Raw genomic sequence first — 25,137 nt, 5'->3', positions numbered from 1 at the left:
CAGGCATTCTTGGATAATCACGAAAACAGGCTATGTGACATATTTTCGTTATCACCCCGTGGAGAAGGCCATGGCACAGCAACGACTGGCGGGCGGTTCGGTGCCGGCCGTATTCAAATCACGGCTGCGGATGAAGCACCTGGAACTCTTTCGCAATCTCTGCGAGCTGCACTCGTTGCGCAAGGCCGCCGAGGCCTCCAGCATGACGCAGCCGGCGGCGACCAAGCTGATCCAGGAGCTGGAAAGCATGTTCGGCGTCCCGCTGTTCGAGCGCGACCGGCGCGGCATGCGCCCCAACGCGCATGGGGATCTGATCAAGCGGCACTTCAACGTGGTGATGTCCGATGTCGGCCATATGTGCGACGAACTGGCCTTGTACGCCAGCGGCGGCGCGGGCGTGGTCAGGCTGGGCATCGTCCCGTCGCTGTCCGCGCAGCTGCTTGCGCGCATTACCGACGACCTGCTGTCGGCCCACCCCAACGTGCGGCTGGAACTGACCGAAGGCGCCACCGACCGGTTGATGGAGGGCTTGCGGCGCAACGATCTCGACCTCATCTTCGGCCGCATCCTGGACCGGGCGCGCATCTCCGAGCTGCGCGTGGTCGAGGTCTATACCGAGTCCTTCGAGGTGGTCAGCGCGGCGGGCCACCCGCTGGCGCGCAAGGCGCGCGTCAGCTGGGAAGACCTGAGCCAGGCGCGCTGGATCCTGCCGGCAACCGGGTCGCCGCTGCGCGACATGGCCGAGCAGTTGTTCACCGGCCGCGGCATCCTGCGCCCCGTCGTCTCGGTCGAGTACAGCAGTTTCCACCAGATGCGCTACGTCATCGCGGGCAGCCAGCTGATCGGGCTGCTGCCCACCTCCGTCGCCCTGCAAGGCGAGGCGCAGGGCGACATCGCCAGGCTTTCCCCCGCGGAGCGGGCGCGGTTCGCCCCGATCAGCCTGATCTCGCGCCAGGACTTCGAGCAGCCGCCCGTCGTGCGGCAGTTCGAGGCCATCGTCCTGCGGGCGGCCCGGGACCTCGGCCAGGCCTGAACAGCGCCCGGTGATCACTGGTGTTTATCACCTCCGCCCAATAACTGATCACCGGGGAATGATCTTTGATGCACACTATGCGCCTGGCCCGATCCCGCCCCTTTTCTCCGGAGTTTCAGTGGTACACGCCACGCCCCCCACGCCCGGCCCGGGCGACAGCCGCGGCTTTGTCGAGCAACTGCGCGGCATCGTCGGCGCCGCGCACGTCCTGACCGACGAACATCGCACCCGCCGCTACCGCGCCGGCTTTCGCTTCGGCTTCGGGCGCGCCATCGCGGTCGTCCGGCCCGGCAGCCTGCTGGAACAGTGGCGCATCGTCCAGGCCTGCGTGGCGCACGGCAAGATCGTCATCATGCAGGCGGCCAACACCGGCCTGACCGGCGGATCGACGCCGGACGGCAATGACTATGACCGCGAGATCGTGATCATCAGCACGATGCGCATGAAGAAGATCCAGCTCATCCTGGACGGCCGCCAGGTCATCTGCTTTCCCGGATCGACCCTGGACCAGCTCGAACAGACGCTCGCGCCGCTGGGGCGCGAACCGCATTCGCTGATCGGCTCGTCGTGCCTGGGCGCCTCGGTGTTCGGCGGCATATGCAACAACTCCGGGGGCTCGCTGATCCAGCGCGGCCCGGCCTACACCGAACTGGCGGTCTATGCGCAACTGGGCGAAGACGGCCGGCTGCGGCTCGTCAACCATCTCGGCGTCGCGCTGGGCGACTCTCCCGAGGAAATCCTGGGCCGCCTCGATGAAGGGAAATTCGGCGCCGCGGACGTGCAGACCGCGGTGGGCAGCGGCTCGGACCACGAATACGCCGAGCACGTGCGCGCCGTCGACGCGGATTCGCCGGCGCGCTACAACGCCGACCCCAGGCGCCTGTTCGAGGCCTCGGGCAGCGCCGGCAAGCTGATTCTCTTCGCGGTGCGGCTGGACACGTTTCCCGCCGAAACCCAGACGCGCGTCTTCTATATCGGCACCAACGATCCCGGCGAGCTGACGGCGATACGCCGCCACATGCTGACCAGGCTGCCGGCGCTGCCGATCGCCGGCGAGTACCTGCACCGCGACGCGTTCGATATCGCCGACGTCTACGGCAAGGACACCTTCCTGGCGATACGCCAGCTGGGCACCGCCCGCCTGCCCAGGCTGTTCGCGATCAAGGCCCGGATCGACAGCTTCTGCGAGCGCGTCCCGCTGCTGCCGAAGTACCTCAGCGACCGCGTCCTGCAATTTGCCAGCCGGCTGTTCCCCGACCACCTGCCCAGGCGGCTGCGCGAATACCGCGACGCCTACGCGCACCACCTGATGATCAAGGTGCCGGGCAAGATCGGCGACCAGACCCGGCGTTTCCTGCAGGCCTACTTCGACGACGCCACCGGCGCCAGCTTCGAATGCACGCCCGAGGAAGGGAAGGCGGCCTTTCTCCTGCGCTTCGCGGCGGCCGGCGCCGCCGTGCGGTATCGCGCCGTGCATGCCGGCCAGGTGGAAGACATCGTCGCGCTCGATATCGCGCTCAAGCGCAATGACCGGGACTGGCTGGAACAGCTGCCGCCCGACGTCGAGGCGCCGATCCTGATGAAGCTGTACTACGGGCATTTTTTCTGCCACGTATTCCACCAGGACTATATCGTCAAGAAGGGCGAAGATTGCCTGGCGCTGGAACACCGGATGTGGAAGCTGCTGGACGAGCGCGGCGCCGAATACCCCGCCGAACACAACGTCGGCCACCTGTACGACGCCAAGCCCGAACTGAAGGCGTTCTATCGCGGCCTCGATCCGTGCAATCAGTTCAACCCGGGCATCGGCCGCACCTCGAAACTGCAGGGATGGCGCTAGGGCGGATGCGCACGGGCGAGGGCTGCCCTCGCCCGTGCGCGGTTCAGGCTTGCAGCAACGCGGCGTACCGGTCCAGATGATGGTCGGTGCCGCCGAGCAGGGGGTCGATCATGGCCAGCCGCTTGAAGTAATCGCCCGGCGCCATCTCGTCGGTCATGCCCATGCCGCCATGCAGCTGGATGGCCTGCTCGCCCACATAGCGGCCGGCGCGCGCGACCACGACCTTGGCGGCCGACAGCTTGCGCTGGCGCGCGGCCGCGTCGGCCTCATCGAGCGCCTGGGCGGCCACGTAGGCCATTGAAAGCGCGAGCTCTTTCTGTACCAGCATGTCCGCCATGCGATGCTGCAGGGCCTGGAAGCTGGCCAGCGGTACGCCGAACTGCTTGCGCGTGCGCAGGTATTCCGCCGTCAGCTCGATCAGGCGCTCCATGGCGCCGGCGGCCTCCGCGCACAGCGCGGCGATGCCCCAGTCCAGGCCGGCCTGCAATGCGGCCAGGCCCGCGCCCGGCGCGCCCAGCAGCGCCGACGCCGGCAGCCGGACATCGGCCAGCCTGACGCTGGCCGCGCGCTGGCCGTCCATGGTGGGCTGGCTGGCCAGCGCCAGGCCGGCCGTGCCGCGAGTGGGAACCAGGAACAGGCTGAGCCCGTCCGTGCCGGCCAGCCTGGCGCTGACCACCAGCACGTCCGCCGCCGCGCCATGCCAGACCAGGGTCTTGGCGCCATTGAGCACATAGGCCTCGCCCGCGCGCTCGGCCACGGTCTGCACCGCTTCGGGGTTGGACCGGCCGCCCTGTTCCAGATAGGCAGTCGCGGCGATGCATGCGCCGGCCGCCAGGCCGGGCAGCCATGCCCGTCGCTGTTCGTCGTTGCCATGCCCCTGGATGATCGTGGTGGCGATCACCGCGCTCGGCGTGATGGGCTCGCTCACCAGGCCCCGGCCGAGCTCGTGCTGCACCACCAGCTGGGTGGCCGCGTCCGCGCCGAAGCCGCCATGCTCGGCGCGCACATTCAGGCCCTGTATGCCCAGCTCGGCCAGGCCTGCCCAGATGGCGGGGTCCATGCCCGCGTCGCCGCGGACGATGGCGCGGCGCTTCTCGAACGTGTAGCCGGTCTCGATGAAGCGCCGCAGGCTGTCGGCCAGCATGCGCTGCTCTTCGCTGTAACTGAAGTCCATATCCGCCTCTCGCTCAAAGTCCCAGGATGGCCTTGGAAATGATGTTCTTCTGCACCTCGGTCGCGCCGCCGAAGATGGTGGTCTTGCGCATGTCGAAGTACGTCGCGGTGGCGCAGGCGGCCCACGCGGGGCTGTCCACGGCCTGGCCGCCGCCGTCCAGCCATGCGCTGTCAAAGGGCCAGGCATCGGGCCCTGCGATCTCCATCTGCAGCATCGCCAGGTCCTGCTGCAGTTCCGAGCCGCGGATCTTGACGATGGACGCCTCCGGCCCCGGAGCGCCGGCCGCCTGCGTGGCCACGCGCAGCAACAGCATCTCCAGCGCCATCACGTCCATCTCGATGCGCACGATCTTGTCGCGCACCCGGGGATCCTCGATCAGCGTGCGGCCATGCCCGTCGGCGGTGGCAGCGGCATAGCGCTTGAGCTGCGCCAGCTCGCGGTGGCAATTGCCAATGCCGGCAATGCCGGTGCGCTCGTGGCCGAGCAGGTACTTGGCGTAGGTCCAGCCGCGATTCTCCTCGCCGACCAGGTTCTCCACCGGCACCTCCACGTCCTCGAACCAGGTCTCGTTGATGTCGTGCCCGCCGTCCAGCGTCTTGATCGGACGCACGGTGATGCCAGGCGTCTTCATGTCGATCAGCAGCAGCGAAATGCCGGCCTGCGGCTTGGCCTCGGCGTCGGTACGCACCAGGCAGAAGATCCAGTCGGCCCAATGCGCCATCGTGGTCCAGGTTTTCTGGCCGTTGACGACATAGCGGTCGCCCTTGCGCTCGGCGCGCGTGCGCAGCGAGGCCAGGTCCGAGCCGGCCCCGGGCTCGGAGTAGCCCTGGCACCAGAAATCCTCCACGCCCGGCATGCGCGGCAGGAAGCGCTGCTGCTGCGCGCTGCTGCCGTACTTCATCAACACCGGCGCGATCATGCTCAAGCCGAATGGCAGCAGGCGCGGCGCGCCGGCGCGTCCGCACTCGATGTCGAAGATGAGTCGCTGCAACGGCGTCCAGCCCGTGCCGCCGAACTCGACCGGCCATCCCGGCGCGCCCCAGCCATGCGCATGCAGGATGCGGTGCCAGCGGATGTAGTCATCGCGCAGCAGATGCTGGTGCGCGAGCACTTTCTCGCTCAGCTCCCCTGGCAGGGCCTGCGCAAGAAAGCCTCGAACCTCCTCCCGAAATGCCTGTTCCTCTGATGTGAAGCGCAGATCCATGAGATATCTCTTTCTTGTAGGTGGAGAGCGGAACGCCCAACGCGTCCACGTCCAGCCAGGATAGCCTCCTCATTGCGGATTGCGGGAAAAAATATCCGGCGAACTGCTCGCGCAGAAGACCGGCATCGAACCGAACCGACACGGCACAACGGGCGCCCGGGCCGCGGGCGCCCGCCGCGATCAGTCGATCCGCTGCAATCCGACCTTCTCGACCACGTCGCGCCAGCGCTGCAGCTCGTTGTCGATCCGCTCGCGCGCGGCCTGGCGCGTGCCGCCGCCGGGCTCGATGCCGCGCGCCTGCAGGTCGCGCACGACATCCTCGGAACGCATGATCTCGTTGACGGCGGCGTTCAGTTCATCGAGCACCTGGGTCGGCGTGCCCTTGGGCGCCATCAGGCCGTTCCACCCGCGCGCGGTCAGATCGGGATAGCCCGCTTCGGCGCTGGTCGGCAACGAAGGCATTTCCTTCAGGCGCTGCGGCGACAGCACGGCCAGCGCCTTCATGCGGCCGGCCTGGACCTGGCTGAGCACTTCGGCCGGCGAATTGAACGAGATCTCGATCTGGTTGCCGAGCAGCGCCGGAATCAGGTCGCCGCCGCCCTTGTAGGGCACATGCAGCAGCTTCGTGCCCGTCAGCAACTGCAGATACTCGCCCGTCAGGTGCGTGAAGGTGTTCTGCCCATACGAGCCGTAGCTGACCTTGCCCGGATTCTTCTTGGCGTAAGCGACCAGCTCCTGCAGCGTATTGGCCGGGAACTCCAGGTTCGACACCAGCAGATAGGTCGTCTGGCTGGTGACCGCGACGGGTTCGAAATCCTTCGCCGGATCGTATTGCAGGGAGGTCCTGATGGTGGGCACGACCGTCAATTCCGAGGAGGCCGACGCCAGCAAGGTATAGCCGTCGGCCGGGGCCCGCGCGACGACCGTCGCCGCGATCGTGCCGCTGGCGCCGGAACGGTTTTCCACGATGAAGCGCTGGTTGTACTTCTTGCCCAGCCGGTCCGCCACCAGGCGGGCCACCGTATCGGCGCCGCCGCCGGCCGGATAGCCCACGATCAGCGTCACCGGCTTGAGGCCGGGCCACGCCACATCCGCGGCCATCGCCGTCGGCGCCCACGCGCCCAACAGCAGCGGCGCGGACAGCGAAAGCAACAGCCTGCGCAACAGACGGCTTGTTCTTGCAGCGATTTGAATGCACATATGATTTCTCCTTGTCTCATAGTTGTAGAAAAAGCGCCACCGTCATGGACCGGATCCGAAAGCCCGGCGTTCGTGACGGGGGAGTACATCACCACTACCGAAAACGCGTCATGGCAGCCTCGCCGCTGCCGCTTACTCTGTTTGCGCGGCCGGCTCCCGCACATGCGCGACCAGGCGCGCCAGCATCGCGTCGCATTGCGCAAGCTGTTGCAGCGACACGAACTCATCGGGCTTGTGCCCCTGGTCCATGCTGCCCGGCCCGCATATCACCGTGGGGATGCCCGAACGGCTGAACAGCCCCCCTTCGGAGCCATAGGCCACGGTGCCGAAATCGTCCGAACCGCACCATTGCGCCAGCAAGCGGGCCGCTTCGCTGTGCGCCTCGGTGGCCAGCCCCGGATAGGCGCTCAACGGCCGCATCTCGATGCCGGTTTCCGGATTGACCGCCTGCATGCGGGGCAACAGCTCGCGGTCCGCATAGGTTCGCAATTCGCGCTGCACGAGGCCGGGGTCGAAGCCCGGCAAGGCCCGCACCTCGAAGTCGAATTCGCATTCGGCCGGGACGATATTGAGCGCGCGTCCGCCGGCGATGGTCCCGGTCTGCACCGTCGAGAACGGCGGATCGAAGCGGCCATCGTGGTGCTGCGGCCTTGCCAGGCGCTCGCCGATCTCGTTGAGCTTGCCGATCAGCCGGGCAGCGTACTCGATGGCGTTGACGCCGGAAGGCGCATACGCGGAATGGCACGCGTGTCCCTTTACCTGGCAACGCATGGCGGCCTTGCCCTTGTGGCCGAGGACGGGCCGCAGCAGCGTCGGCTCGCCGATCAGGCACATGGACGGCAGCGGCGCGCGCTTTTCGATCTCGGCCAGCATGGACCCGACGCCCAGGCAGCCAAGTTCTTCGTCATAGGAAAACGCCAGGTGGACCGGAATCCGCAGCGGTCGTTCCACCAGGGCCGGCACCGCCGCCAGCACCGCGGCGATGAAACCCTTCATGTCGGCCGTGCCGCGGCCATGGAGGCGTCCGTCCTTTTCCGTGAGGCAGAACGGATCGGTGGTCCACGGCTGCCCGTCCACCGGCACGACATCCGTGTGGCCGGACAGCACGATGCCGGCCCGGTCGCGCGGCCCGATGGTGGCGAACAGATTGGCCTTGGTGCCCGCTTCGTTGTAGAACAGTTCGCTGGCCACGCCGGCCTGTGCGAGGTAGTCCTGCACGAACGAGATCAACGCCAGGTTCGACTCGCGGCTGACGGTCGGGAACGCGACCAATCGCGCCAGCAGGTCGCCGGTGGCGCTACTCATCGCCCGGCACGCCATAGGTGGGCGCGACAGTCGGGTTCAAGGCCCGCGCCAGGTAGTCCTGCATCTGGGGGCGATAGGCCTGCCACAGCGCGTCGAGCGAGGCGATGGGGCAGCCCTCATCCCAATCGACGCGCAGGTCGGCGATCGGCCAGCTGACCTCGCCGGCCAGGCTCAACGCCGCCGAATGCACGGGGCCGGCTTCGCCGCCCGCGGCCACGCCGGCGGCCATGCCCGCCAGCAGGCGATCCGCCAGGGGACCGGCGGCGCGCTCGAAGGCGCTGGCCATGGCGCCGATCACGGCGGTATTGCTCAGCAGGTTGCCCGCGGCGACACAGTTTTCCGCCTCGACGACGTGATGCACGCCCAGGGCGCCGGAGCCGGTGAAGGACGCGGTGCGTCCTTGCGCGTCGATGACCGTGACCTGCCGGTGCTGGCGCCAGGGGTCGGCATCGAGCGCCTGCTCCAGGGCCTGCCGCGGGGCGGCGCCCGCGGCCAGCAGGTCCAGGATGGCGGGACCCAGCGACGGCAGGGTGATGTTCTGCGTGGACACGGCGCCCACGCCGGGCTTGAGCCATGGGCAGCGGGCGCCGACCGCGATGCTGGACGAGCTGATGGCAACGCCGAGCTGCCCGGTGTCGGGACACAGCCCGATGATCGAGAATGTCATGTTCCCCTCCCTAGCGCTGGGCCTGCCAACCGTCCGGAATGACCGCGATCACATCGATCTCCATCAGCCATTGCGGTTGGCCCAGCGCGCTTACCACCAGGCCCGTGGAGATCGGAAACACGCCCTTGAGCCACTTTCCGACCTCCTGGTAGACCGGTTCGCGGTAGCGCGGATCCACCAGATAGGTCGTGGTCTTGACGATGTGGGACAGGTCGCTGCCGGCTTCCTCGAGCAACTGCTTGACGTTGCTCATGGCCTGCTCGGCCTGGGCGCGCGCATCCCCCAGGCCGACCAGCCGGCCCTCGAAATCCGTGCCGACCTGGCCGCGCACGTAGACCGTCTGCCCGGCACGGACAGCCTGGCAAAGATCATTGTCCAGGGTCTGGTTCGGGTACGTGTCCTTGGTGTTGAACATGCGTATGCGTGTATGCGTAGGCATCGATAGCATTCCTGTAGGCGGGTTTCACACTCACTGCTGGGACTGGCCGAAATCGGGATACGACAGGTAGTTGCGCTGCATCGCGATGTGGCCGGCAATGTGCTTCGCGTCGTGCCAGACGCCCCAGAGGAAGGCCGAGCCACGCCGCGACAGCCAGGGCAGGCCAAGAAAATACACCCCCGGCTCGCTGGAGACGCCGCGCTGGTGGCGGGGCTTGCCGTTGGCATCGAACGCGTCGACGTTCAACCAGCCGTACTCGGCGGCATATCCGGTTGCCCAGATGATCGACGTCACGTTGGCCGCGGCCAGGTCGAGCTGCAGGATGGGCTCGGTCATGCATGCGGGGTCGGGCGGCACCCGGCGGGCTTGCGGCTCGTCCGGCAGCGACAGGCCGTTGCGCGCGATGTAGGCGTCGGCGGCGTCCAGCAAGGCAAAGTGATTGGCGTCGCCGCGCGCCACGTTCTCGGCCAGATCGTTCTCGAACGCCACGACGCCATCGCGAAACGACTTCGTCACGCCCACCAGCGTGATTCCCTGGTGCGCGAGCGCCCGAAACTCGATGGTGCGTCCGCCATCCGTGCCGCTGACCGCAATGGTCACGTGCTCGCGGCCGGGCTGGACCGTCTCCTGGTCCCACAGGCCGAGCACGCCCAGCCACCAGCAGAAATCGCGGCCGCGGTAGCGCCGGGGCGGACGGTCGTGCGGCCCGACGGAAAGATAGACCTCGCGGCCGGCGCGCTGGAGTTCATCGGCGATCTGCACCCCGGACGACCCCGCGCCGATCACCAGGACGGCGCCCTCGGGCAGTTGCCCGGGGTTGCGGTAATCGGCCGAATGGATCTGCGTGAGCGCGGGGTCCCGCGGCGCGATGGCCGGGATCACCGGCCGCTGGAACGGCCCGGTCGCGACAACGATGCGCTGCGCCTCGTAGGTGCCGGCCGACGTCTCCACCGTAAAGCCGTACCTGCCGCCATTGCGCTCGGCGCGCACCACTTCCACGCCGGTACGGATGGGCGCATTGAACTTGCGCGCATAAGCCTCCAGGTAGTCGGCCACGGCGTCCTTGGACGCGAAACCGTCCGGATCGAGCCCTTCGAATTCCAGGCCGGGGAAGCGATCGTGCCAGGCGGGGCCGTTCGCCACCAGGGAGTCCCACCTCCCGGTTCGCCAGCGCTGCGCGATGCGGTCACGCTCCAGCACGATGTGAGGCACTCCCTGCCCAGTCAGGTGCTCGCTCATCGCGATGCCCGCCTGGCCACCGCCGACGACGAGGGTGTCGGTCAAAATGGGGCTATCAACAGTCACGTCTTCTCCGTAATCGACGTCAAGGGTTTCATGCCGTGGGCGCGCGGCGGATGGGAGACCGCGCAACGTCGCCATCGGCATCGGGGTGCCACAACGTGCACCCGCTGGCTTGGCAGCATTACAGCGAAAAAAGCCCGCGCACTGCGTTGGATTTACTGATGGCGTACACCAGTAATGCCGAAAAATGCCATGCCGGACGATGCGAGGCGCATGCGATGCCTGTTGCGTCGGCATATACGAATCCGAACGTCGACAAATACGAAGCAGTGCATCCGTGGGTGTCTATAAGATCTGGCCAATGGCGCCGCTTCGGCCGGCCGCCGCCCAACCCCACTGACACCACCGCACATTGAGGAGTCGATGCATGTTTGACGCGCTTGTCCTTGAAAAGAATGACGATTTCAACGCCTCGGTACGCCAGGTCGACGACAGCTTCCTGCCCGACGGCGACGTGACCGTCGACATCCATTACTCCACGCTCAACTACAAGGACGGCCTGGCCATCACCAATCGGTCTCCCGTGGTGCGCGACTGGCCGATGGTGGCCGGCATCGATGGCGCGGGCATCGTCCGCGCCAGCGAAAACCCCGCCTGGCGGCCCGGCGACGCCGTGATACTCAACGGCTTTGGCGTGGGCGAGAAACACAAGGGCTGCCTGGCCCAGCGCGCGCGCCTGCGAGGCGACTGGCTGGTGCGCCTGCCCGAGGGATTGAGCCTGCGGCAGGCGATGGCCATCGGCACCGCCGGCTACACCGCCATGCTGTGCGTGATGGCGCTGGAGCGCAACGGCGTGCGTCCCGGAGATGGACCCGTGCTGGTCACGGGCGCCACCGGCGGCGTGGGCTCCATCGCGGTGCTGCTGCTGGCGAAACTGGGCCACCAGGTCGTCGCCGTGACCGGAAAGGCCAGCGAGGCGCCTTACCTGCGCAGCCTCGGCGCCGCCGAGATCCTGGACCGGGCCGAACTGTCCGGCCAGGGCAAGCCCCTGCAGAAAGAGCGCTGGAGCGCGGCGGTCGACGTGGTGGGCAGCCACACGCTGGCCAATGTGCTGGCACAGACGCGCTATGGCGGCGCGGTCGCGGCCTGCGGGCTTGCCCAGGGCGCGGACCTGCCGGCCACCGTCATGCCCTTCATCCTGCGCGGCGTGTCGCTGATCGGGGTGGACAGCGTCATGGCGCCGCTTGAAATCCGCAACCAGGCCTGGCAACGCCTGGCGAAGGACCTGGACCTCGCCATGCTGGAGACGCTGACGCGCGAGATTGCGCTGGCCGAGGCCATCCCGGCAGCGCACGAGCTGATGGCCGGCAAGGTGCGAGGCCGGATCCTGGTCGGCACCGGCAACGCCTGACGACTGCGCGGGTCCGCCGCCCAAGGCGCGGACCCGCCATGGCTCTAGGCCGTATCGCCGGATGCAGGGTCGGCCTGCGGGCTCCACATGAAGTGCGAAGGCGCGACCATCCCCGGCACGTGCTCGTCCGAGATATAGGTCCGGCATCGCTGCATGAAGGCCTCCAGCACGCGGCGCGGCCTGGGCACGGGGATCCACGCCATGCCCAGGCGCATGGGCTGGTGCTTGCCGGCCAGGCGCAGGCTCAAGACGCGCTTGCCGTCCAGCGAATGGCTCATGCGCGGCCGCACGTTCACCAGCGAATAGCCCACGCCGTTGGCAACCAGTGAACGCACCACGTCCGGGCTGCCCGAGCGCGCGGCCACCAGCGGTTCGAGCTGCTGGGCGTGAAACAGCCCGAAGAAATACTCGCGGCTTCTCGGCAGGTCCAGCAGCACCATGGGATGCTCGGCCAGGCCCTTCAGGTCCGCCACGCGCTGTTGGGCCAGCGGCGAGGTCTCGCCGACGATGACATGCGGCGGCAGGGTGGCCAAGGGCTCGAACGTGATATCGGTGCCCTGCACTTCGAGGTCATAGGTCACCGCCACGTCGATCTGGCCCTTGTACAGGCGCTCGATCAAGCCTTCGTGATGGTCTTCCACATGCGTCACCTGGACTTGCGGATGGGCGCGCGAAAAACCCTGGCACAGCTCCGGCGTCACCATCGCGGCCAGCGTGGTGAAGCATCCCACCCGCAAAGGCCCCCGAATGCTCGACTGCGCGTCCGAGACGATGCCGTACAGGCCGGCGGTCTGGTCCAGCACGCCGCGCATCTGCTTGAGCAGGTCCTCGCCCAGCGGCGTCGTCGACAGGCCCTGGGCATGGTGCCGCACGAACACCTGGGCATCCAGCTCGGATTCGATATGCGCAATCGCCGCCGAGATGGATGACGGCGACACATGTATGCAGGCCGCGGCTTCGGCAATGCTTTTGTAGTCGCCGGCGGCGAGACAGTATTCCAGCTGGCGTAACGTGATTCGGGAGAGCATGGAGAATGAACCGTCAGCGAAAGTGAAAAATACTTCGTCACGGATCATTCACCAATTCAGTCACCATGACAAGCCAACAGCATGCCGGCGGCGCGTCGCGGCAAGGCCTTGCCGCGACGCATGCGCGCCAGCCTGGGCCGCCTACTGTCAGCCCGGGCCGAGCATGGCGGCCCGCGCATCCACGCCGATCGGCTTGCCGTCCCCGGCCCGGATCAGCAACGGATTGATGTCGAGCTCGGCCACCTGGTCGCGCAAGTCCGCGATCAGCCAGCTGACCCGGCTGACGACCTCGGCCACGGCCGCCACATCCGCCTTGGGCATGCCTCGGTAGCCATCGAGCAGCGGCCATTGCTTGAGCCGCCGCAATAGCGCCATGGCCTGTTCCGTGTCCACGGGCGCCACCGCCAACTGGGTATCCGGCACCAGCTCCACGGTGACCCCGCCGAACCCGACCATGATCATCGGGCCGAACTGGGCGTCGTTGATCGCGCCAACCAGCAGCTCGCTTTGCGCGGTCACCATCTCGGCCACCAGGCAGCCATCGAGCACGGCGCCGTCGACCTGGCTGGACAGGGCCTGTTCGATCTCCGCCCAGGCGCGCCGCACGGCCGCGTCGTCCGCCAGCCTCAGCTTGACCGCCCCGATATCGCTCTTGTGCACGAGTTGCGCGCTGACAGCCTTGAGTACCACGGGAAAGCCGATGGCCCGCGCGGCCTCGACGGCTTGTTCGGCCGTGCGGCAGAAACGCTCTTGCGCCAGCGGGATCCCGTACGCGCGCAGCAGCGCCTTGACCTCGGGTTCGCCGGGACGCGCGCCCAGCATGCGGCCGGCGCCCTCGGGCATCGGCCACGACGCGGGCCGCGGCGCGTCCCGGGCGGGCAGGGCGTCGGCCTTCGGCACGTAGTGCCGCAGGATGCGGATCGCATCATCCATGCGATCGACATAAGGCAGGCCCAGATCCTGCAGCAAGGTCCGGCAGTTGTCGGCCACGCCCCCGGGCGTCACCAGGAACAGCACCGGCTTGCCGCCCGCCTGCGCCATGGCCTGGCCCAGCGCCAGCGTCACCTGCTCGAAGTGCGGCGAAGTCGTGAGAATGACGAAAATGACGCCGATATCGGGCGCCTGGTTGTATGCCTGCACGATGGTGCGCAGCTGGCTCATCTCTTCCGTGGTCCGATTGCCCAGGTCCACCGGATTGAAGGCATGGCTGGGGTTCATCACCGTGCCCAGCAACTGCTGGGACGCGGCGTCCAGCCTGCCCAGCCGGATGCCCACGTCGGACAGGCGGTCGACCCCGATCCCGATGGCGCCGCCCGACGGGGAAACAATGCCCACGCCTTCGGCGGCGCATCGCCCGAATCGCGCCAGGATCGCGGCCAGCTGCAGCATCCCGTCGGGGTCGTCGACGATCGTCACGCCCGTGGCTTCGCACAGCGCTTCGAGCGCCCGGTAGTTGCCCGCCAGGCTGGCGGTATGCGAGCGCGCGGCCTCGGCGCCGGCGGCGGTGCGGCCGGTCTTGGTCAGGAGCACGGGCTTGCCCGCGCGCTGCGCGCGGCGCGCCAGCTCGGCGAACCGGCCGGTATCGACGAAACCCTCGACATACATCGTGATGACGCGCGTCAGCGGATCGTCGATCATGTACTCGAAGAAGTCGCAGATCTCCAGGTCGCACTGGTTGCCCAGCGACACGCAGGCGCTGAAGCGGATCTGCTCGCGGCATGCCCGGTCGTACATCGACACCATGAGCGCGCCGCTCTGGCTGATCAGGCCGATGTTGCCCGGCAGCAGCTCGCCCTGTTCCACCACCAGCGAGGACGTCAACGCCATGCGATGGTGGGGATTGATGATGCCCATGCAGTTCGGACCCACCAGCCGCATGCCCGCCTCGCGCGCAATGCGCACGATCCGGTCCTGCCGCGCGACGCCTTCGTCGCCCAGCTCGGCGAACCCCGCCGACACGATCACGCAGGCGCCCACGCCCGCCGCGGCGCATTCGCCGATGGCCTGCTCGATCATGTCCACCGGCAGCGCGAGGATGGCGACATCCACCGGACCCAGGTGGGCGATGCTCGGCACCGCCGGCAGCCCCGCCACTTCGGCCCTGCGCGGGTTGACGGGTATCACGGTGCCGCGGTAGCCGTTGCGCGTGACGTAGTGGATGATGCGGCCGCCGAACTTCTTCAGGTCGTCGGAGGCCCCCACGACGGCGATCGAACCCGGCGCGACGATGCGCGCCACGCTCAACCGGGGCGGCCTGGTAAAACCGGGCGATACGGAAGCGTTGTCCATTACCTGCCCTTGAAGCGCGGCTGGCGCTTTTCCTTGAACGCGGCAATGCCCTCGTTCTTGTCTTCGGACGCCCAGATGCGGGTGCACCATTCCTCTTCGAGCTGCGCGGCCCGGTCGGTGTTGTCGCGATACTGGGCGCGCACGGCCAGCTTGATGGCCTTGACCGACATGGGCGCGGCGGTGGCCAGCCGGGCCGCGATCTGCGCCACCTGCTCATTGAACTCCCCGGCCGGCACGACCCGGGTCACCAGGCCCAGCTCCAGCGCCGCCGCGGCATCGATGTCCTCGCCCAGCAGCAGCAGGTCCAGCGTGCGGTTGCGGCCCAGGAAATGCACCAGGCGCACCATGCCGATGCTCCACGTCGGGATGATCCCGAGATAGGCGTCCCCCGCGCGGAACTTGGCGGTGTCCGAGGCGATGCGGATATCGCCAATCCACGCAATGCCCGTGCCGCCGCCGATGCACCAGCCCTCGATGGCGGTGATCACGGGTTTTTCCAGCGTTTCGATTCGCTCGACGACCTCGCGGCCGATCACGCGCAGCATGCGGGCGTCGTGCTCCGAGAAATCGGCCTGGTCGTTCAGGTTGGCCCCGGCGGAGAACGCGCGGCTGCCCGCGCCGCGGATCACGATGGCGCGCGTCTGCTCGCGCTGCTCCAGCGCCTGCAGCCCCTCGAGCAATGCGTGCAGCATCTCGACCGAGAATACGTTCAAGGGAGGCGCGTTGATCGTCATTGTGCTGACGGCGCCCTCATGCGTAATGTCAATCGTCCCGGCCATCCAACGTCTCCTTTTTGATATGGGGGAAAGAATCTGGAAGTGCTTGCACGGAGCCGCACAGCCCGCCGGGCGGCCTCCTGATCGCTGGGCTCCATGTTCACGGGCTTGCGGCAAGCTGTAAATCTTCAAATTCCGCGCCAGCGCATCAAGAAATCCAAAGCTGTGCCGGGACTGCCGGGATTGCGGGACGCCAGGGCCTGCGCGCGGACCCCGCACGGCCCGCGGCGCGCCTTGACAAGACATTGGCAACGCCCTATAAATATATTTATAATTCATTTAATAATAAATTATGCAGGGGAGAATATGGTGAACCCGCCCAAAGCCCGCGTATCCGTCCGGACCGCGACCGCCATGCGCCTGCGCGGCGCTCGCCTGCATCCCGCCTGGGTCCGGACATCATGAAACTGCGTCTGGCCGAAAACTTTCGAGCCGTGTTCTATGCGCCGTTCTACGCCCTGAAGGCGCTCGGCCACGCCGGGCGCGAGGGCCTGGAAATCGAATGGCTGCCCCCCGCCGGCCCCGGCGGCGCGATCGACGAGGTGAAAGCGGGCGCGGTCGACCTGACCTGGGGCGGCCCGATGCGCGTCATCAAGGACCACGACAGCGCGCCGGACAACGGCGCCTCGCTGCTGTCCTTCGGCGAAGCGGTCGGGCGCGATCCGTTCAGCCTGGTCGGCCGGGCCGGCCTGGCCGCGCGCGGCCTCCACGACTTGCCCTCGCTGCGCCTGGGCGTGGTGTCGGAAGTGCCGACGCCCTGGTATTGCCTGCGGGCCGACTTGCACGACCGCGGCATCGATATCGCGCGCGACGGGCGGCTCGTCGAGGCCCTGACCATGCCGCAGCAAGTGCAGGCCCTGGCGGACGGAACGCTGGACGTCGCGCAGCTGTTCGAGCCGTGCGCCAGCCAGGCGCTCGCGGCCGGCGGCCGGCTGCTCTACGACGCCGCCAGCCGCGGCCCCACGGTCTACACCACCTTCATCTGCAGCCGCGACGGCCTGGCGCGCAACGGCGCCGCCCTGGCCGCGCTGGATCGCGCCTTGCGCGCGACGCAGGCATGGATCCACGCGCACGACGCGCGCGACCTTGCCCGCCTCACCGCGCCGTTCTTCACCGAACTTGCGCCGGACATCCTCCACGCGGCCATCGAGCGCTACCGGCGCAACGGCATCTGGTCCGAAACCACCCACGTGAACAAGGAGGGCTTCGATCGCCTTGCCTGCAGCTTGCACAGCGGCGGATTCGTTTCGTCGCGCATAGGCTATGAGGCCTGTGTCCACAATTTCGACCACTGACGCGGGACGGCCATGCACGGCGCCCGATTGCGTTGCCCACCATCTTTCTCGGAAATCATCACGATGGCCATTCTGCACCCCCTGAACTTCGCGCGCGGCCTGTGCCGCCTGCCGCGCCTGGCCCTGAGCGCATCGATCCTGCTGCTGGCCAGCCTGGCATCGCCGGCCGCGTCGGCCGCCGACGCGTTTCCCAACCGTTCCATACGGATGATCGTGCCCTTCTCGGCCGGCGGACCCGCCGACATCGTGGGCCGCCTCTACGCCCAGCACCTGTCCGACCTGATGGGCCAGCCCGTGGTAGTGCTGAACCGCGACGGCGCCGGCGGCATCATCGGCACCAACGAAGCCGCGCGCGCCGCCCCCGACGGCTATACCATCGTATTCGGCACGACCAGCACCATGGTCATCAACCAGATCATCTCCAAGAAGCTGCCGTACGACTTCTTCCGCGACTTTTCGCTGGTCGGCCTGATCGCCAACGCGCCGCACGTCCTGGCGGTGCGCGCGGACTTTCCCGCCCGGACCGTGCCCGAACTGATCGCGCTGGCCAAGCAGCACCCCGGCAAATACACCTTCGCCACCTCCGGCATCGGGACCATCGTCCAGATGGGCGGCGAACTGCTCAAGTACACCGCGGGCATCAACCTCATGCACGTGCCCTACAAGGGCGGCGGGCCGGCCACGCTGGCGCTGCTCGGCGGCGAAGTCGACATGACGGTCAACGACCTGACGACCATCAAGAACCACATCGCCAGCGGCAAGCTGCGCGCCCTGGCGGTGGCCGACAAGAACCGCCTGGCGCTGCTGCCGGACGTGGCGACCTTTACCGAACTCGGATTGCCCAAGATGGTCTCCAGCACCTGGTGGGGCATCGCGCTGCCGCAGGCCACGCCCGCCGACATCCAGGCCAGGTTCCAGGCGGCCAACAGCAAGATCGTCGCCAACCCGGACTACGCCGCGCGCCTGGCCGAACTGGCCGTGCAGCCCCTGGTGCTGACGGACCAGGAAGCCCGCGACTTCATCGCCGCCGAAACGCAGAAGTGGCAAACCATCGCCAACGTCGCCGACATCAGCGTCGATTGATCGACACAGGCGGCCGCGCCCAGGTGGAACGGCCGCCCGATACGGAGCAGGAAATCATGTCGGTACTGGTCACGGGTGGGGCGGGGTTTGTCGGCCTGAACCTCATCGAGCAACTGCTTGAACGCGGCGAAGACGTCGTGGCGTTCGGGCCCGCCCCCTTGCCGGACGCGGCCACCGCGGCCATGGCGCATCTGCCGGGGCGACTGTCCACCGTACTTGGCGACGTACGCCGCGGCGCGGACCTGGACGCCGCCTTGCGCGAGCATGCCGTCGATCGCGTGGTGCATGGCGCGGCCGTCACCGCCGGCCTGGAGCGCGAAAAGAACGCGGCCGCGGATATCTTCACCGTCAACCTGCTCGGCGCCGTGGAAGTGATGGAGGCCGGCCTGCGCCATGGCGTGCGGCAGGTGGTGCAACTGGGCACGGGCTCGGTGTTCGGCGCCGCCGGCCAGGTCGAAGGCATGCTGGACGAAACCAGCGCCGTGCTGCCCGAAACGCTGTACGGCATCAGCAAGTTCGCCGCCGAACGCACCGGCGTGCGCTACCGGAAAACGCGCGGCCTGAACCTGACCGTGCTGCGGCTGGGCACGGTCTTCGGCCGCTGGGAGTACGACACGGGCGTACGCGATACCTTGAGCCTGCCCCTGCAGCTGTCGGGCATCGCCGAGGCCGGCGGACAGGCCGTGGTGCATAGCCTGGCGGCCGATGACTGGGTCTACTCGGTGGACGTGGCGCGCGGCATCCTCGCCGTGCTGGACCGCGGGCAGACGCCCGACCCGGTCTACCACCTGTCGGCCGGCGCGCGCTGGTCGGTGCGGGACTGGTGCGAACGCCTGCGCGAGCGCTTCCCGCGCTTCGCCTATCGCATGGCCGACAACCTGGACGAATGCACCATCGGGCGCGACAAGGCCGTGCAGCGCGCGCCGATGGATATCGCCCGCCTGCGCCGCGATACCGGCTACGAACCGCTGTACATGCTGGAGCGCGCCTTCGACGACTACCTGGCCTGGCGGGCGGCGGTGGGCAGGATCGCCTGAATACGCCGCAGCCTGACCCGTGCCGATGCACGGAGAGCCAGACCCGCATCGCGTGGTGTGCCTGTCCCCGCATGGGGACTGGCCTCTGCCCGTGCGTGTGCCTGTCCCCGCTGGGACAGGCACACTACGCCAGCCTGCCAGGACGGTAGCCGTCCCCGCAGGGGGACAGGGCCTCTGACCGGCCGCCGGCTTTTCCCGCTTACTCCACCGTCACGCTCTTGGCCAGGTTGCGCGGCTTGTCCACGTCGGTGCCGCGCACGCACGCCGTGTGGTACGACAGCAGCTGCAGCGGGATCGTGTGCACGATGGGCGAGAGCGCGCCGTAGTACTCGGGCATGCGGATCACATGCATGCCCTCGGCGTTGGCGATCTTGCTGTCGGCATCGGCAAACACATACAGCTCGCCGCCGCGCGCGCGCACTTCCTGCATGTTGGATTTCAGCTTCTCCAGCAACGCGTCCTTGGGCGCGATCGTGACCACCGGCATGTGCTCGGTCACCAGCGCCAGCGGGCCGTGCTTGAGTTCGCCGGCCGGATAGGCCTCGGCGTGGATATAGCTGATTTCCTTCAGCTTGAGCGCGCCTTCCAGCGCGATCGGATAGTGCATGCCGCGCCCGAGGAACAGCGCGTTTTCCTTGGACGCGAAGCGGTCGGCCCAGGCCATGATCTGCGGCTCCAGCGCCAGCACCGCGCCGATGGCCGCGGGCAGGTGGCGCAAGGCCTTCAGGTGCTCGGCCTCCTGCTCCTCGGTGAGGCGGCCGCGCGTCTGCGCCAGGGCCAGCGTCAGCAGGAACAGCGCGGTCAGCTGCGTGGTGAAGGCCTTGGTCGACGCCACGCCGATCTCGACGCCCGCGCGGGTGATGTACGCCAGCTCGCACTCGCGCACCATGGCGCTGGTGGCCACGTTGCACACCGTCAGCGTGTGCTGCATGCCCAGCGAACGCGCATGCTTGAGCGCGGCCAGGGTGTCGGCGGTTTCGCCCGACTGCGAGATGGTGACCACCAGCGCATTGGGGTTGGGCACGCTGTCGCGATAGCGATACTCGCTGGCGATTTCCACCGCCACCGGGATGCGGGCGATGGACTCGATCCAGTACTTGGCGGTCAGGCCGGCGTAGTAGCTGGTGCCGCAGGCCAGGATCAGCAGCGAATCGATCTCCTTGAAGACCTTGTACGCGCCGTCGCCGAACAGCTCGGGCGTGATCGACTCGATGTCCTGCAGCGTGTCGCCCACGGCGCGCGGCTGCTCGAAGATCTCTTTCTGCATGAAGTGGCGGTACGGGCCCAGCTCGGCCGCGCCGGTGTGCACCTGCACCGTGTGCGCCTTGCGCTCGACCTGCTTGCCGGCCTGGTCGACGATCCACACGCGGGCCAGCTGCAGGTCGACCACGTCGCCGTCTTCCAGGTAGATGATCTGGTCGGTCGTGCCGGCCAGGGCCAGCGCGTCGGAGGCCAGGAAGTTCTCGTTCTGGCCCAGCCCGACCACCAGCGGCGAACCCTGGCGGGCCCCGACCACGCGGTGCGGCTCGTCGCGGCAGAACACGGCGATGGCGTAGGCGCCCTGCAGGCGGCGCACGGCCTGCTGCACCGCCTCGAACAGATCGCCCGCATACAGGTGGTTGACCAGGTGCGCGATGACCTCGGTGTCGGTCTGGCTTTCGAACACGTAGCCCACGCCCTGCAGCTCCTGGCGCAGCTCTTCGTGGTTCTCGATGATGCCGTTGTGCACCAGCGCGATGCGCGGCTCGTCCTTGCCCTGCGCCGAGAAATGCGGGTGGGCGTTGTAGGTGGCGGGAATGCCGTGCGTGGCCCAGCGCGTGTGGGCGATGCCGGTGAAGCCGCCCAGCTTGTCTTCGGCGACCTGCTCGGACAGTTCCGCCACGCGCTTGGTGCTGCGCGTGCGACGCAGGTGGCCGTCCATATACAGGGCGACGCCGCACGAATCGTAGCCGCGGTACTCGAGGCGCTTGAGGCCTTCAATCAGGATCGGGGTGATGTCGCGCTGGGCGACGGCGCCAACAATGCCGCACATGGGTGGACTCCTAAGAATTCAGGTTCGGACGCATTGTGCGCTGCCCGCCAAGAAATTAGATTTCTTAATTCTACGAATTTTGGAAGGTTATTTTCTTACAGAAACGTGATTAAATATAATTTCTTCCGGAGCGTTATTTTGAATTAATCATGCAAAACACGCCTAATCCTTCCGTCCCTTTGGATGACCTGGACCGCCGCATCCTCGACCAAATGCAGCGTGACTGCGCCCTGACCAACCAGGAACTGGCCGCGCGCGTGCACGCCTCGCCGCCGACCTGCCTGCGCCGGGTGCGCCGCCTGGTGGACGAAGGCGTGATCGAAAAGCAGGTGGCCATCGTCGCGCCGGCCAAGGTGGGCAGCACGCTGACGGCCATCGTGGAAATCACGCTGGACGTGCAGGCGGCCGAACGCCTGGCCGAATTCGAGGCCAGCCTGCTGGACGAACCGGCGGTGCTGCAGTGCTACCGCGTCTCGCCCGGCCCGGACTTCGTGGTGATCGTACAGGTGGCCGACATGCCGGCCTACCACGCCCTGGCCCACCGGGTGTTCACCGCCCAGGCCAATGTGCGCAACGTGCGCACCTTTTTCTCGGTGCACCGCGCCAAGTTCGAGACGCGCATCGGGATCGGCGGGTAGGCCACGGGCCGGCCGTACCAATCACTGCTGGACTTCCAGCAGGCCGGCCGCCCCCATGCCGCCACCCACGCACATGGTCACCACCACGTAGCGCGCCCCCCGGCGGCGGCCCTCGATCAGTGCGTGGCCGACCATCCTGGCGCCGCTCATGCCAAATGGATGGCCGATCGAGATCGCGCCGCCGTCGACGTTCAGGCGGGCGTCGGGAATACCCAGCCGGTCCCGGCAATAAAGCACCTGGCAGGCAAAGGCCTCGTTGAGTTCCCACAGATCGATGTCGTCGACCGTCAGGCCATGGCGTTCGAGTAGCCTGGGCACCGCCAGCACGGGCCCGATACCCATTTCCTGCGGCTCGCATCCGGCGGTGGCGAAGCCGCGGAACACCCCCAGCGGTTCCAGGCCGCGTCGGGCAGCCTCGCGGCCGGACATCAGGACGCAGGCCGCGGCCCCATCGGACAACTGGCTGGCGTTGCCTGCGGTCACGAATTGCCCGTCGCCACGCACAGGCGCCAACCGGGCAAGATTGTCGAGCGAGGTATCCGGACGAGCGCCCTCGTCCCGCGCGCACTCCACCTGTCGCAGCACGGCCTCGCCGGTGGCCGGGTCGATCGTGCGCATGGTCGTGCGGATCGGCGCGATCTCGTGCTCGAATCTGCCCGCCTCTTGCGCGGCCGCGGTCAGGCGCTGGCTGCGCAACGCGTATTCATCCTGGGCCTCGCGCGAAATACCGTAGCGTTGCGCGACCAGATCCGCCGTCTCGATCATGGTCATGTCTATGCCCGGCAAGTGCGCCGACAGCCATTCGTTGCGGTGCGACGACCTGTTGATATGGTCCAGCACCAGGCTGACCGACTCGACACCGCCGGCCACGATCGCCGGCACGCCTTCGGTACGGATCCGGCCGGCCGCGATTGCGATCGCCTGCAGGCCGGAGCTGCAGGCGCGCTGCACCGTCATGCCCGAAACCGTGACCGGCATGCCGGCCCGCAGCGCGCTCAACCGGGCGACGTTCCTGCCGGTCCCGCCTTCCGGGTAGCCGCATCCGAGAATGACATCCTCGACCTCGCCCGCCTCCAGGCCGGCCCGCAGGACGGCATGGCGTATGGCATGGGCGCCAAGGTCGGCGCCGTGCGTCAGATTGAGCGCCCCGCGGCGGGCCTTGCCGATCGGCGTGCGGGCCGTCGATACGATGACTGCATCAAGCATCTTCGAGTCTCCTGTCGAGAATGTGCCGGTCATGCCTGGCGCGCGGCATGCAGCGAGGCAAACCCGGCACCGCGGGTAGCGAGATCGCGCAACAGCGGCGCCGGCTGCAACGAAGCGTCCTCCAGGGCGTCGGCCAGGCGGGCGAGCCGGTCGCACACGCTGGCCAACCCTACCCGTTCGGCATGGAACATGGGCCCGCCGCGCCGTGCCGGCCAGCCGAAGCCGTGGACCCAGATCAGGTCGATGTCGCTGGCCTGCCGCGCAACGCCATCCTGCAATACACGCGCGCCTTCGTTGATCACCGGCAGGATCAGCCGGTCGGTAATCGTGGCGAGATCGAACGATTGGCGGCGTATGCCCAGTTGTTCCGCCATGCGCCGGATCAGCGCTTCGACCTCGGGGTCCGGGACGGCGACGCGGCTGCCAGGCGCATAGGAGAAATATCCGCGGCCAACCTTCTGGCCAAACCTGCCAAGTTCGCACAGGGCATCGGCAATGGGGGAGCGTGCTCCCTTGCCACGCCGGATGCGCCAACTGATGTCCAGGCCCGCCAGGTCGGTGGCCGCGCACGGCCCCATGCTGAACCCGAACTCGCGCGCGGCCTGGTCGATGTCCTGCGGCAACGCGCCGTGTTGCAGCAGCAACTCTATCTGACGGGCGCGGTGGGCCGACATGCGGTTGGCGACGAATCCATCGCATACGCCAACCGTTACGCATACCTTGCCCATGCGGCGGCCCAATGCCAGCACCGCTCCCAGCGTCCGTGGCGCGGTGCGCGCGCCGCGCACCACCTCCAGCAGGCGCATCACGTTGGCCGGGCTGAAGAAATGGGTGCCCACGACATCCTGCGGCCGCCGGGTCGCGGCGGCGATCGCGTCGACATCGAGCGTGGACGTGTTGGTCGCCAGGACAGCCCCGGGCCGCACAATGCTATCGAGCTGGCGGAAAATCGCCTGCTTGATCGCGAGATCCTCGAAGGCGGCCTCGACCACCACGTCGGCCTCGGCTGCCGCCTGCATGTCGCTGGCAGGCGAGATCCGTGCCACGGCATCCCGTGCCGCCGCCTCCGTCATGCGGCCGCGCGCAGCAAGCGACCGGTAATGCGCGCGAATCGCTTCAAGCGCCCTGTCCAGGCTGGCCTGCTCGACATCGATCAATCGCACGCGCAATCCCGCATCGGCCAGCGCGATGGCGATGCCCCGGCCCATCGTCCCCGCGCCGACCACGGCGGCATCGTGCGCCATCGGCGGCGCGGACGTGGCGTCATCGAGCCCGACGCGCCTGGCTGAACGCTCGGCGAAAAACAGCGCGCGCAACGCGCGCGACTCTTCGCCGTCGCGCAATCGGGCGAACAGCTCGCGTTCGAGCGCCCGGCCGCGGGCAAAGTCCGGCTGCGCCGCTGCCGACAAGGCCTCCACGGCCGCCGCGCCCGCCTGGGGTGCGCGCAACGCGGCAGGACGGGACTCGGCAATCTTGCGCAGGTCCTGCCCGGTCTGCGGCGACATGGGCGGATGCGCCAACGTGCTGGCACGGCGCACGCCTGCAGGACTGTCGGCCAGGGATGCCGCGAATTCAATGGCCCGTTCACGCAGCCTGTCCGGCCAGACAGCGTCGAGCAGGCCCGACTCGCGCGCCGTCTCGGCATCGATCGTCGCGCCGGACAGGATGAGTTCGGCGGCCGCCTCCAATCCGATGAGACGGGGCAGGCGCTGCGTGCCGCCTCCGCCAGGAATCAGCCCCAGGGTGATCTCCGGCAGTCCGAGCCGGCATCCCGCCAGCGCGACGCGGCCATGGCATGCAAGCGCGAGTTCCAGTCCGCCACCGAGCGCCTGGCCATGCAGCGCCGCCACGACAGGCTTGCGGCACGATTCGATCACGGCGGGCACATCGATTGCCTCGGCAGCGCCCTTCGCACGCGCAAACTCCCGGATATCCGCGCCGGCGACGAACGTGTTGCCCTCGCACGCCAGCACCACCGCCCGCACTGCGGGGTCCGCTTCCGCCTCGCGCAGCGCCGAGCACAGGCCGGCACGTACCGTATCCGACAGTGCGTTGACCGGCGGATTGTCGACGCTCAGGACGGCTACGTTCCGATGCCGGGCAACGCTCACCACCGGCTTGATGTGTTCGAAGTCCGGGTTCGTCATTCTCGACCTGCCTCCAGCTGGTTGGAAATGCTACGTGTAGGGAAATCGCCACGTCGGCCTGGGCAACGTGGACAGCATGAAATCTACACGC

General features: G+C 67.9%; 20 protein-coding genes. 7 read left to right on the top strand and 13 right to left on the bottom strand.

What is annotated here, in order from left to right; all coding sequences use genetic code 11:
• Positions 1-70: 70 nt before the first annotated feature.
• The gene (locus tag EL288_RS01035) at positions 71-1,033 is read left to right on the top strand and encodes a LysR substrate-binding domain-containing protein (RefSeq protein WP_003815672.1); all 963 of its coding nucleotides are present in this window, start codon (positions 71-73) and stop codon (positions 1,031-1,033) included.
• 118 nt (positions 1,034-1,151) lie between these two features.
• On the top strand, positions 1,152-2,873 hold the full coding sequence (dld, locus tag EL288_RS01030) for a D-lactate dehydrogenase (RefSeq protein ID WP_010927203.1): 1,722 nt from the start codon (positions 1,152-1,154) through the stop codon (positions 2,871-2,873).
• 43 nt (positions 2,874-2,916) lie between these two features.
• Here dld and EL288_RS01025 read toward each other — a convergent pair whose 3' ends face one another.
• From EL288_RS01025 to EL288_RS00995, 7 genes are all read right to left on the bottom strand, one after another.
• On the bottom strand, positions 2,917-4,047 hold the full coding sequence (locus EL288_RS01025) for an acyl-CoA dehydrogenase family protein (protein WP_003815676.1): 1,131 nt from the start codon (positions 4,045-4,047) through the stop codon (positions 2,917-2,919).
• 13 nt (positions 4,048-4,060) lie between these two features.
• On the bottom strand, positions 4,061-5,251 hold the full coding sequence (locus EL288_RS01020) for an acyl-CoA dehydrogenase family protein (protein WP_010927204.1): 1,191 nt from the start codon (positions 5,249-5,251) through the stop codon (positions 4,061-4,063).
• Positions 5,252-5,431: 180 nt separating this feature from the next.
• On the bottom strand, positions 5,432-6,451 hold the full coding sequence (locus tag EL288_RS01015) for a Bug family tripartite tricarboxylate transporter substrate binding protein (protein ID WP_003815680.1): 1,020 nt from the start codon (positions 6,449-6,451) through the stop codon (positions 5,432-5,434).
• A 132-nt stretch (positions 6,452-6,583) separates the two neighbouring features.
• On the bottom strand, positions 6,584-7,756 hold the full coding sequence (gene argE, locus EL288_RS01010) for an acetylornithine deacetylase (RefSeq protein WP_003815681.1): 1,173 nt from the start codon (positions 7,754-7,756) through the stop codon (positions 6,584-6,586).
• Positions 7,749-8,423, bottom strand: coding sequence for a DUF1028 domain-containing protein (locus EL288_RS01005; RefSeq protein WP_003815682.1), 675 nt, complete (start codon positions 8,421-8,423; stop codon positions 7,749-7,751). Before EL288_RS01005 ends, argE begins: the two co-directional genes overlap by 8 nt.
• Positions 8,424-8,433: 10 nt before the next feature.
• A complete protein-coding gene (locus EL288_RS01000) occupies positions 8,434-8,862 on the bottom strand; it encodes a RidA family protein (protein ID WP_033447889.1) in 429 nt (142 codons plus the stop codon).
• 30 nt (positions 8,863-8,892) lie between these two features.
• Positions 8,893-10,167, bottom strand: a complete 1,275-nt coding sequence (locus tag EL288_RS00995) for a flavin-containing monooxygenase (protein ID WP_003815690.1) — start codon at positions 10,165-10,167, stop codon at positions 8,893-8,895.
• 364 nt (positions 10,168-10,531) lie between these two features.
• On the opposite strand from EL288_RS00995, the gene acuI reads away from it, so the two are divergent.
• On the top strand, positions 10,532-11,515 hold the full coding sequence (gene acuI / locus EL288_RS00990; protein ID WP_003815692.1) for an acrylyl-CoA reductase (NADPH): 984 nt from the start codon (positions 10,532-10,534) through the stop codon (positions 11,513-11,515).
• Positions 11,516-11,559: 44 nt separating this feature from the next.
• Here the strand turns inward: acuI and EL288_RS00985 are convergent, their stop codons facing one another.
• The 3 genes from EL288_RS00985 to EL288_RS00975 all read right to left on the bottom strand — a co-directional run bounded on the left by EL288_RS00985 (position 11,560) and on the right by EL288_RS00975 (position 15,611).
• Positions 11,560-12,543: a LysR family transcriptional regulator gene (locus EL288_RS00985; protein WP_003815694.1), complete on the bottom strand. Its 984-nt coding sequence runs from the start codon at positions 12,541-12,543 to the stop codon at positions 11,560-11,562.
• A 147-nt stretch (positions 12,544-12,690) separates the two neighbouring features.
• Positions 12,691-14,832, bottom strand: coding sequence for an acetate--CoA ligase family protein (locus tag EL288_RS00980; protein ID WP_003815695.1), 2,142 nt, complete (start codon positions 14,830-14,832; stop codon positions 12,691-12,693).
• The gene (locus tag EL288_RS00975; RefSeq protein ID WP_003815696.1) at positions 14,832-15,611 is read right to left on the bottom strand and encodes an enoyl-CoA hydratase/isomerase family protein; all 780 of its coding nucleotides are present in this window, start codon (positions 15,609-15,611) and stop codon (positions 14,832-14,834) included. Before EL288_RS00975 ends, EL288_RS00980 begins: the two co-directional genes overlap by 1 nt.
• 398 nt (positions 15,612-16,009) lie before the next feature.
• On the opposite strand from EL288_RS00975, the gene EL288_RS00970 reads away from it, so the two are divergent.
• The 3 genes from EL288_RS00970 to EL288_RS00960 all read left to right on the top strand — a co-directional run bounded on the left by EL288_RS00970 (position 16,010) and on the right by EL288_RS00960 (position 19,023).
• On the top strand, positions 16,010-16,903 hold the full coding sequence (locus EL288_RS00970) for an ABC transporter substrate-binding protein (protein ID WP_003815697.1): 894 nt from the start codon (positions 16,010-16,012) through the stop codon (positions 16,901-16,903).
• A gap of 63 nt (positions 16,904-16,966) precedes the next feature.
• Positions 16,967-17,986, top strand: a complete 1,020-nt coding sequence (locus EL288_RS00965) for a Bug family tripartite tricarboxylate transporter substrate binding protein (protein WP_003815698.1) — start codon at positions 16,967-16,969, stop codon at positions 17,984-17,986.
• Between the two features lie 56 nt (positions 17,987-18,042).
• On the top strand, positions 18,043-19,023 hold the full coding sequence (locus EL288_RS00960; RefSeq protein WP_033452866.1) for an NAD-dependent epimerase/dehydratase family protein: 981 nt from the start codon (positions 18,043-18,045) through the stop codon (positions 19,021-19,023).
• Between the two features lie 199 nt (positions 19,024-19,222).
• On the opposite strand, the gene glmS is transcribed toward EL288_RS00960, so the two are convergent.
• Entirely contained in the window at positions 19,223-21,055 is a 1,833-nt protein-coding gene (glmS, locus tag EL288_RS00955) for a glutamine--fructose-6-phosphate transaminase (isomerizing) (protein WP_003815700.1), read from the bottom strand.
• A 149-nt stretch (positions 21,056-21,204) separates the two neighbouring features.
• Here glmS and EL288_RS00950 point away from each other — a divergent pair, with 149 nt between their 5' ends.
• Complete coding sequence (locus EL288_RS00950; RefSeq protein ID WP_003815701.1) at positions 21,205-21,693, top strand: Lrp/AsnC family transcriptional regulator; 489 nt, start codon at positions 21,205-21,207, stop codon at positions 21,691-21,693.
• A 21-nt stretch (positions 21,694-21,714) separates the two neighbouring features.
• On the opposite strand, the gene EL288_RS00945 is transcribed toward EL288_RS00950, so the two are convergent.
• On the bottom strand, positions 21,715-22,899 hold the full coding sequence (locus EL288_RS00945; protein WP_033454214.1) for an acetyl-CoA C-acyltransferase: 1,185 nt from the start codon (positions 22,897-22,899) through the stop codon (positions 21,715-21,717).
• A gap of 29 nt (positions 22,900-22,928) precedes the next feature.
• Positions 22,929-25,046 (bottom strand): 3-hydroxyacyl-CoA dehydrogenase NAD-binding domain-containing protein, encoded by a 2,118-nt coding sequence (locus EL288_RS00940; protein ID WP_010927208.1) that lies wholly within the window; start codon positions 25,044-25,046, stop codon positions 22,929-22,931.
• Between the last annotated feature and the right edge of the window lie 91 nt (positions 25,047-25,137).

Origin of the sequence: Bordetella bronchiseptica, from assembly GCF_900636925.1 — a bacterium.
GTDB classification, from domain to species: Bacteria; Pseudomonadota; Gammaproteobacteria; order Burkholderiales; family Burkholderiaceae_B; genus Bordetella; species Bordetella pertussis.
The sequence above is the reverse complement of the archived record's forward strand: the minus strand, read 5'-3'. Positions and strand labels throughout refer to the sequence as shown.

Bases quoted from the DNA above. Each gene is read 5' to 3' on its own strand.
- acuI (WP_003815692.1), top strand. From the start codon at position 10,532: ATGTTTGACGCGCTTGTCCTTGAAAAGAATGACGATTTCAACGCCTCG.
- EL288_RS00975 (WP_003815696.1), bottom strand. From the start codon at position 15,611: ATGGCCGGGACGATTGACATTACGCATGAGGGCGCCGTCAGCACAATG.
- EL288_RS01015 (WP_003815680.1), bottom strand. From the start codon at position 6,451: ATGTGCATTCAAATCGCTGCAAGAACAAGCCGTCTGTTGCGCAGGCTG.
- EL288_RS00945 (WP_033454214.1), bottom strand. From the start codon at position 22,899: ATGCTTGATGCAGTCATCGTATCGACGGCCCGCACGCCGATCGGCAAG.
- argE (WP_003815681.1), bottom strand. From the start codon at position 7,756: ATGAGTAGCGCCACCGGCGACCTGCTGGCGCGATTGGTCGCGTTCCCG.
- EL288_RS00985 (WP_003815694.1), bottom strand. From the start codon at position 12,543: ATGCTCTCCCGAATCACGTTACGCCAGCTGGAATACTGTCTCGCCGCC.
- EL288_RS00965 (WP_003815698.1), top strand. From the start codon at position 16,967: ATGGCCATTCTGCACCCCCTGAACTTCGCGCGCGGCCTGTGCCGCCTG.
- EL288_RS00940 (WP_010927208.1), bottom strand. From the start codon at position 25,046: ATGACGAACCCGGACTTCGAACACATCAAGCCGGTGGTGAGCGTTGCC.
- EL288_RS01025 (WP_003815676.1), bottom strand. From the start codon at position 4,047: ATGGACTTCAGTTACAGCGAAGAGCAGCGCATGCTGGCCGACAGCCTG.
- glmS (WP_003815700.1), bottom strand. From the start codon at position 21,055: ATGTGCGGCATTGTTGGCGCCGTCGCCCAGCGCGACATCACCCCGATC.
- EL288_RS01020 (WP_010927204.1), bottom strand. From the start codon at position 5,251: ATGGATCTGCGCTTCACATCAGAGGAACAGGCATTTCGGGAGGAGGTT.
- EL288_RS00980 (WP_003815695.1), bottom strand. From the start codon at position 14,832: ATGGACAACGCTTCCGTATCGCCCGGTTTTACCAGGCCGCCCCGGTTG.
- EL288_RS01000 (WP_033447889.1), bottom strand. From the start codon at position 8,862: ATGCCTACGCATACACGCATACGCATGTTCAACACCAAGGACACGTAC.
- EL288_RS00950 (WP_003815701.1), top strand. From the start codon at position 21,205: ATGCAAAACACGCCTAATCCTTCCGTCCCTTTGGATGACCTGGACCGC.
- EL288_RS00960 (WP_033452866.1), top strand. From the start codon at position 18,043: ATGTCGGTACTGGTCACGGGTGGGGCGGGGTTTGTCGGCCTGAACCTC.
- EL288_RS00970 (WP_003815697.1), top strand. From the start codon at position 16,010: ATGAAACTGCGTCTGGCCGAAAACTTTCGAGCCGTGTTCTATGCGCCG.
- EL288_RS01035 (WP_003815672.1), top strand. From the start codon at position 71: ATGGCACAGCAACGACTGGCGGGCGGTTCGGTGCCGGCCGTATTCAAA.
- EL288_RS01005 (WP_003815682.1), bottom strand. From the start codon at position 8,423: ATGACATTCTCGATCATCGGGCTGTGTCCCGACACCGGGCAGCTCGGC.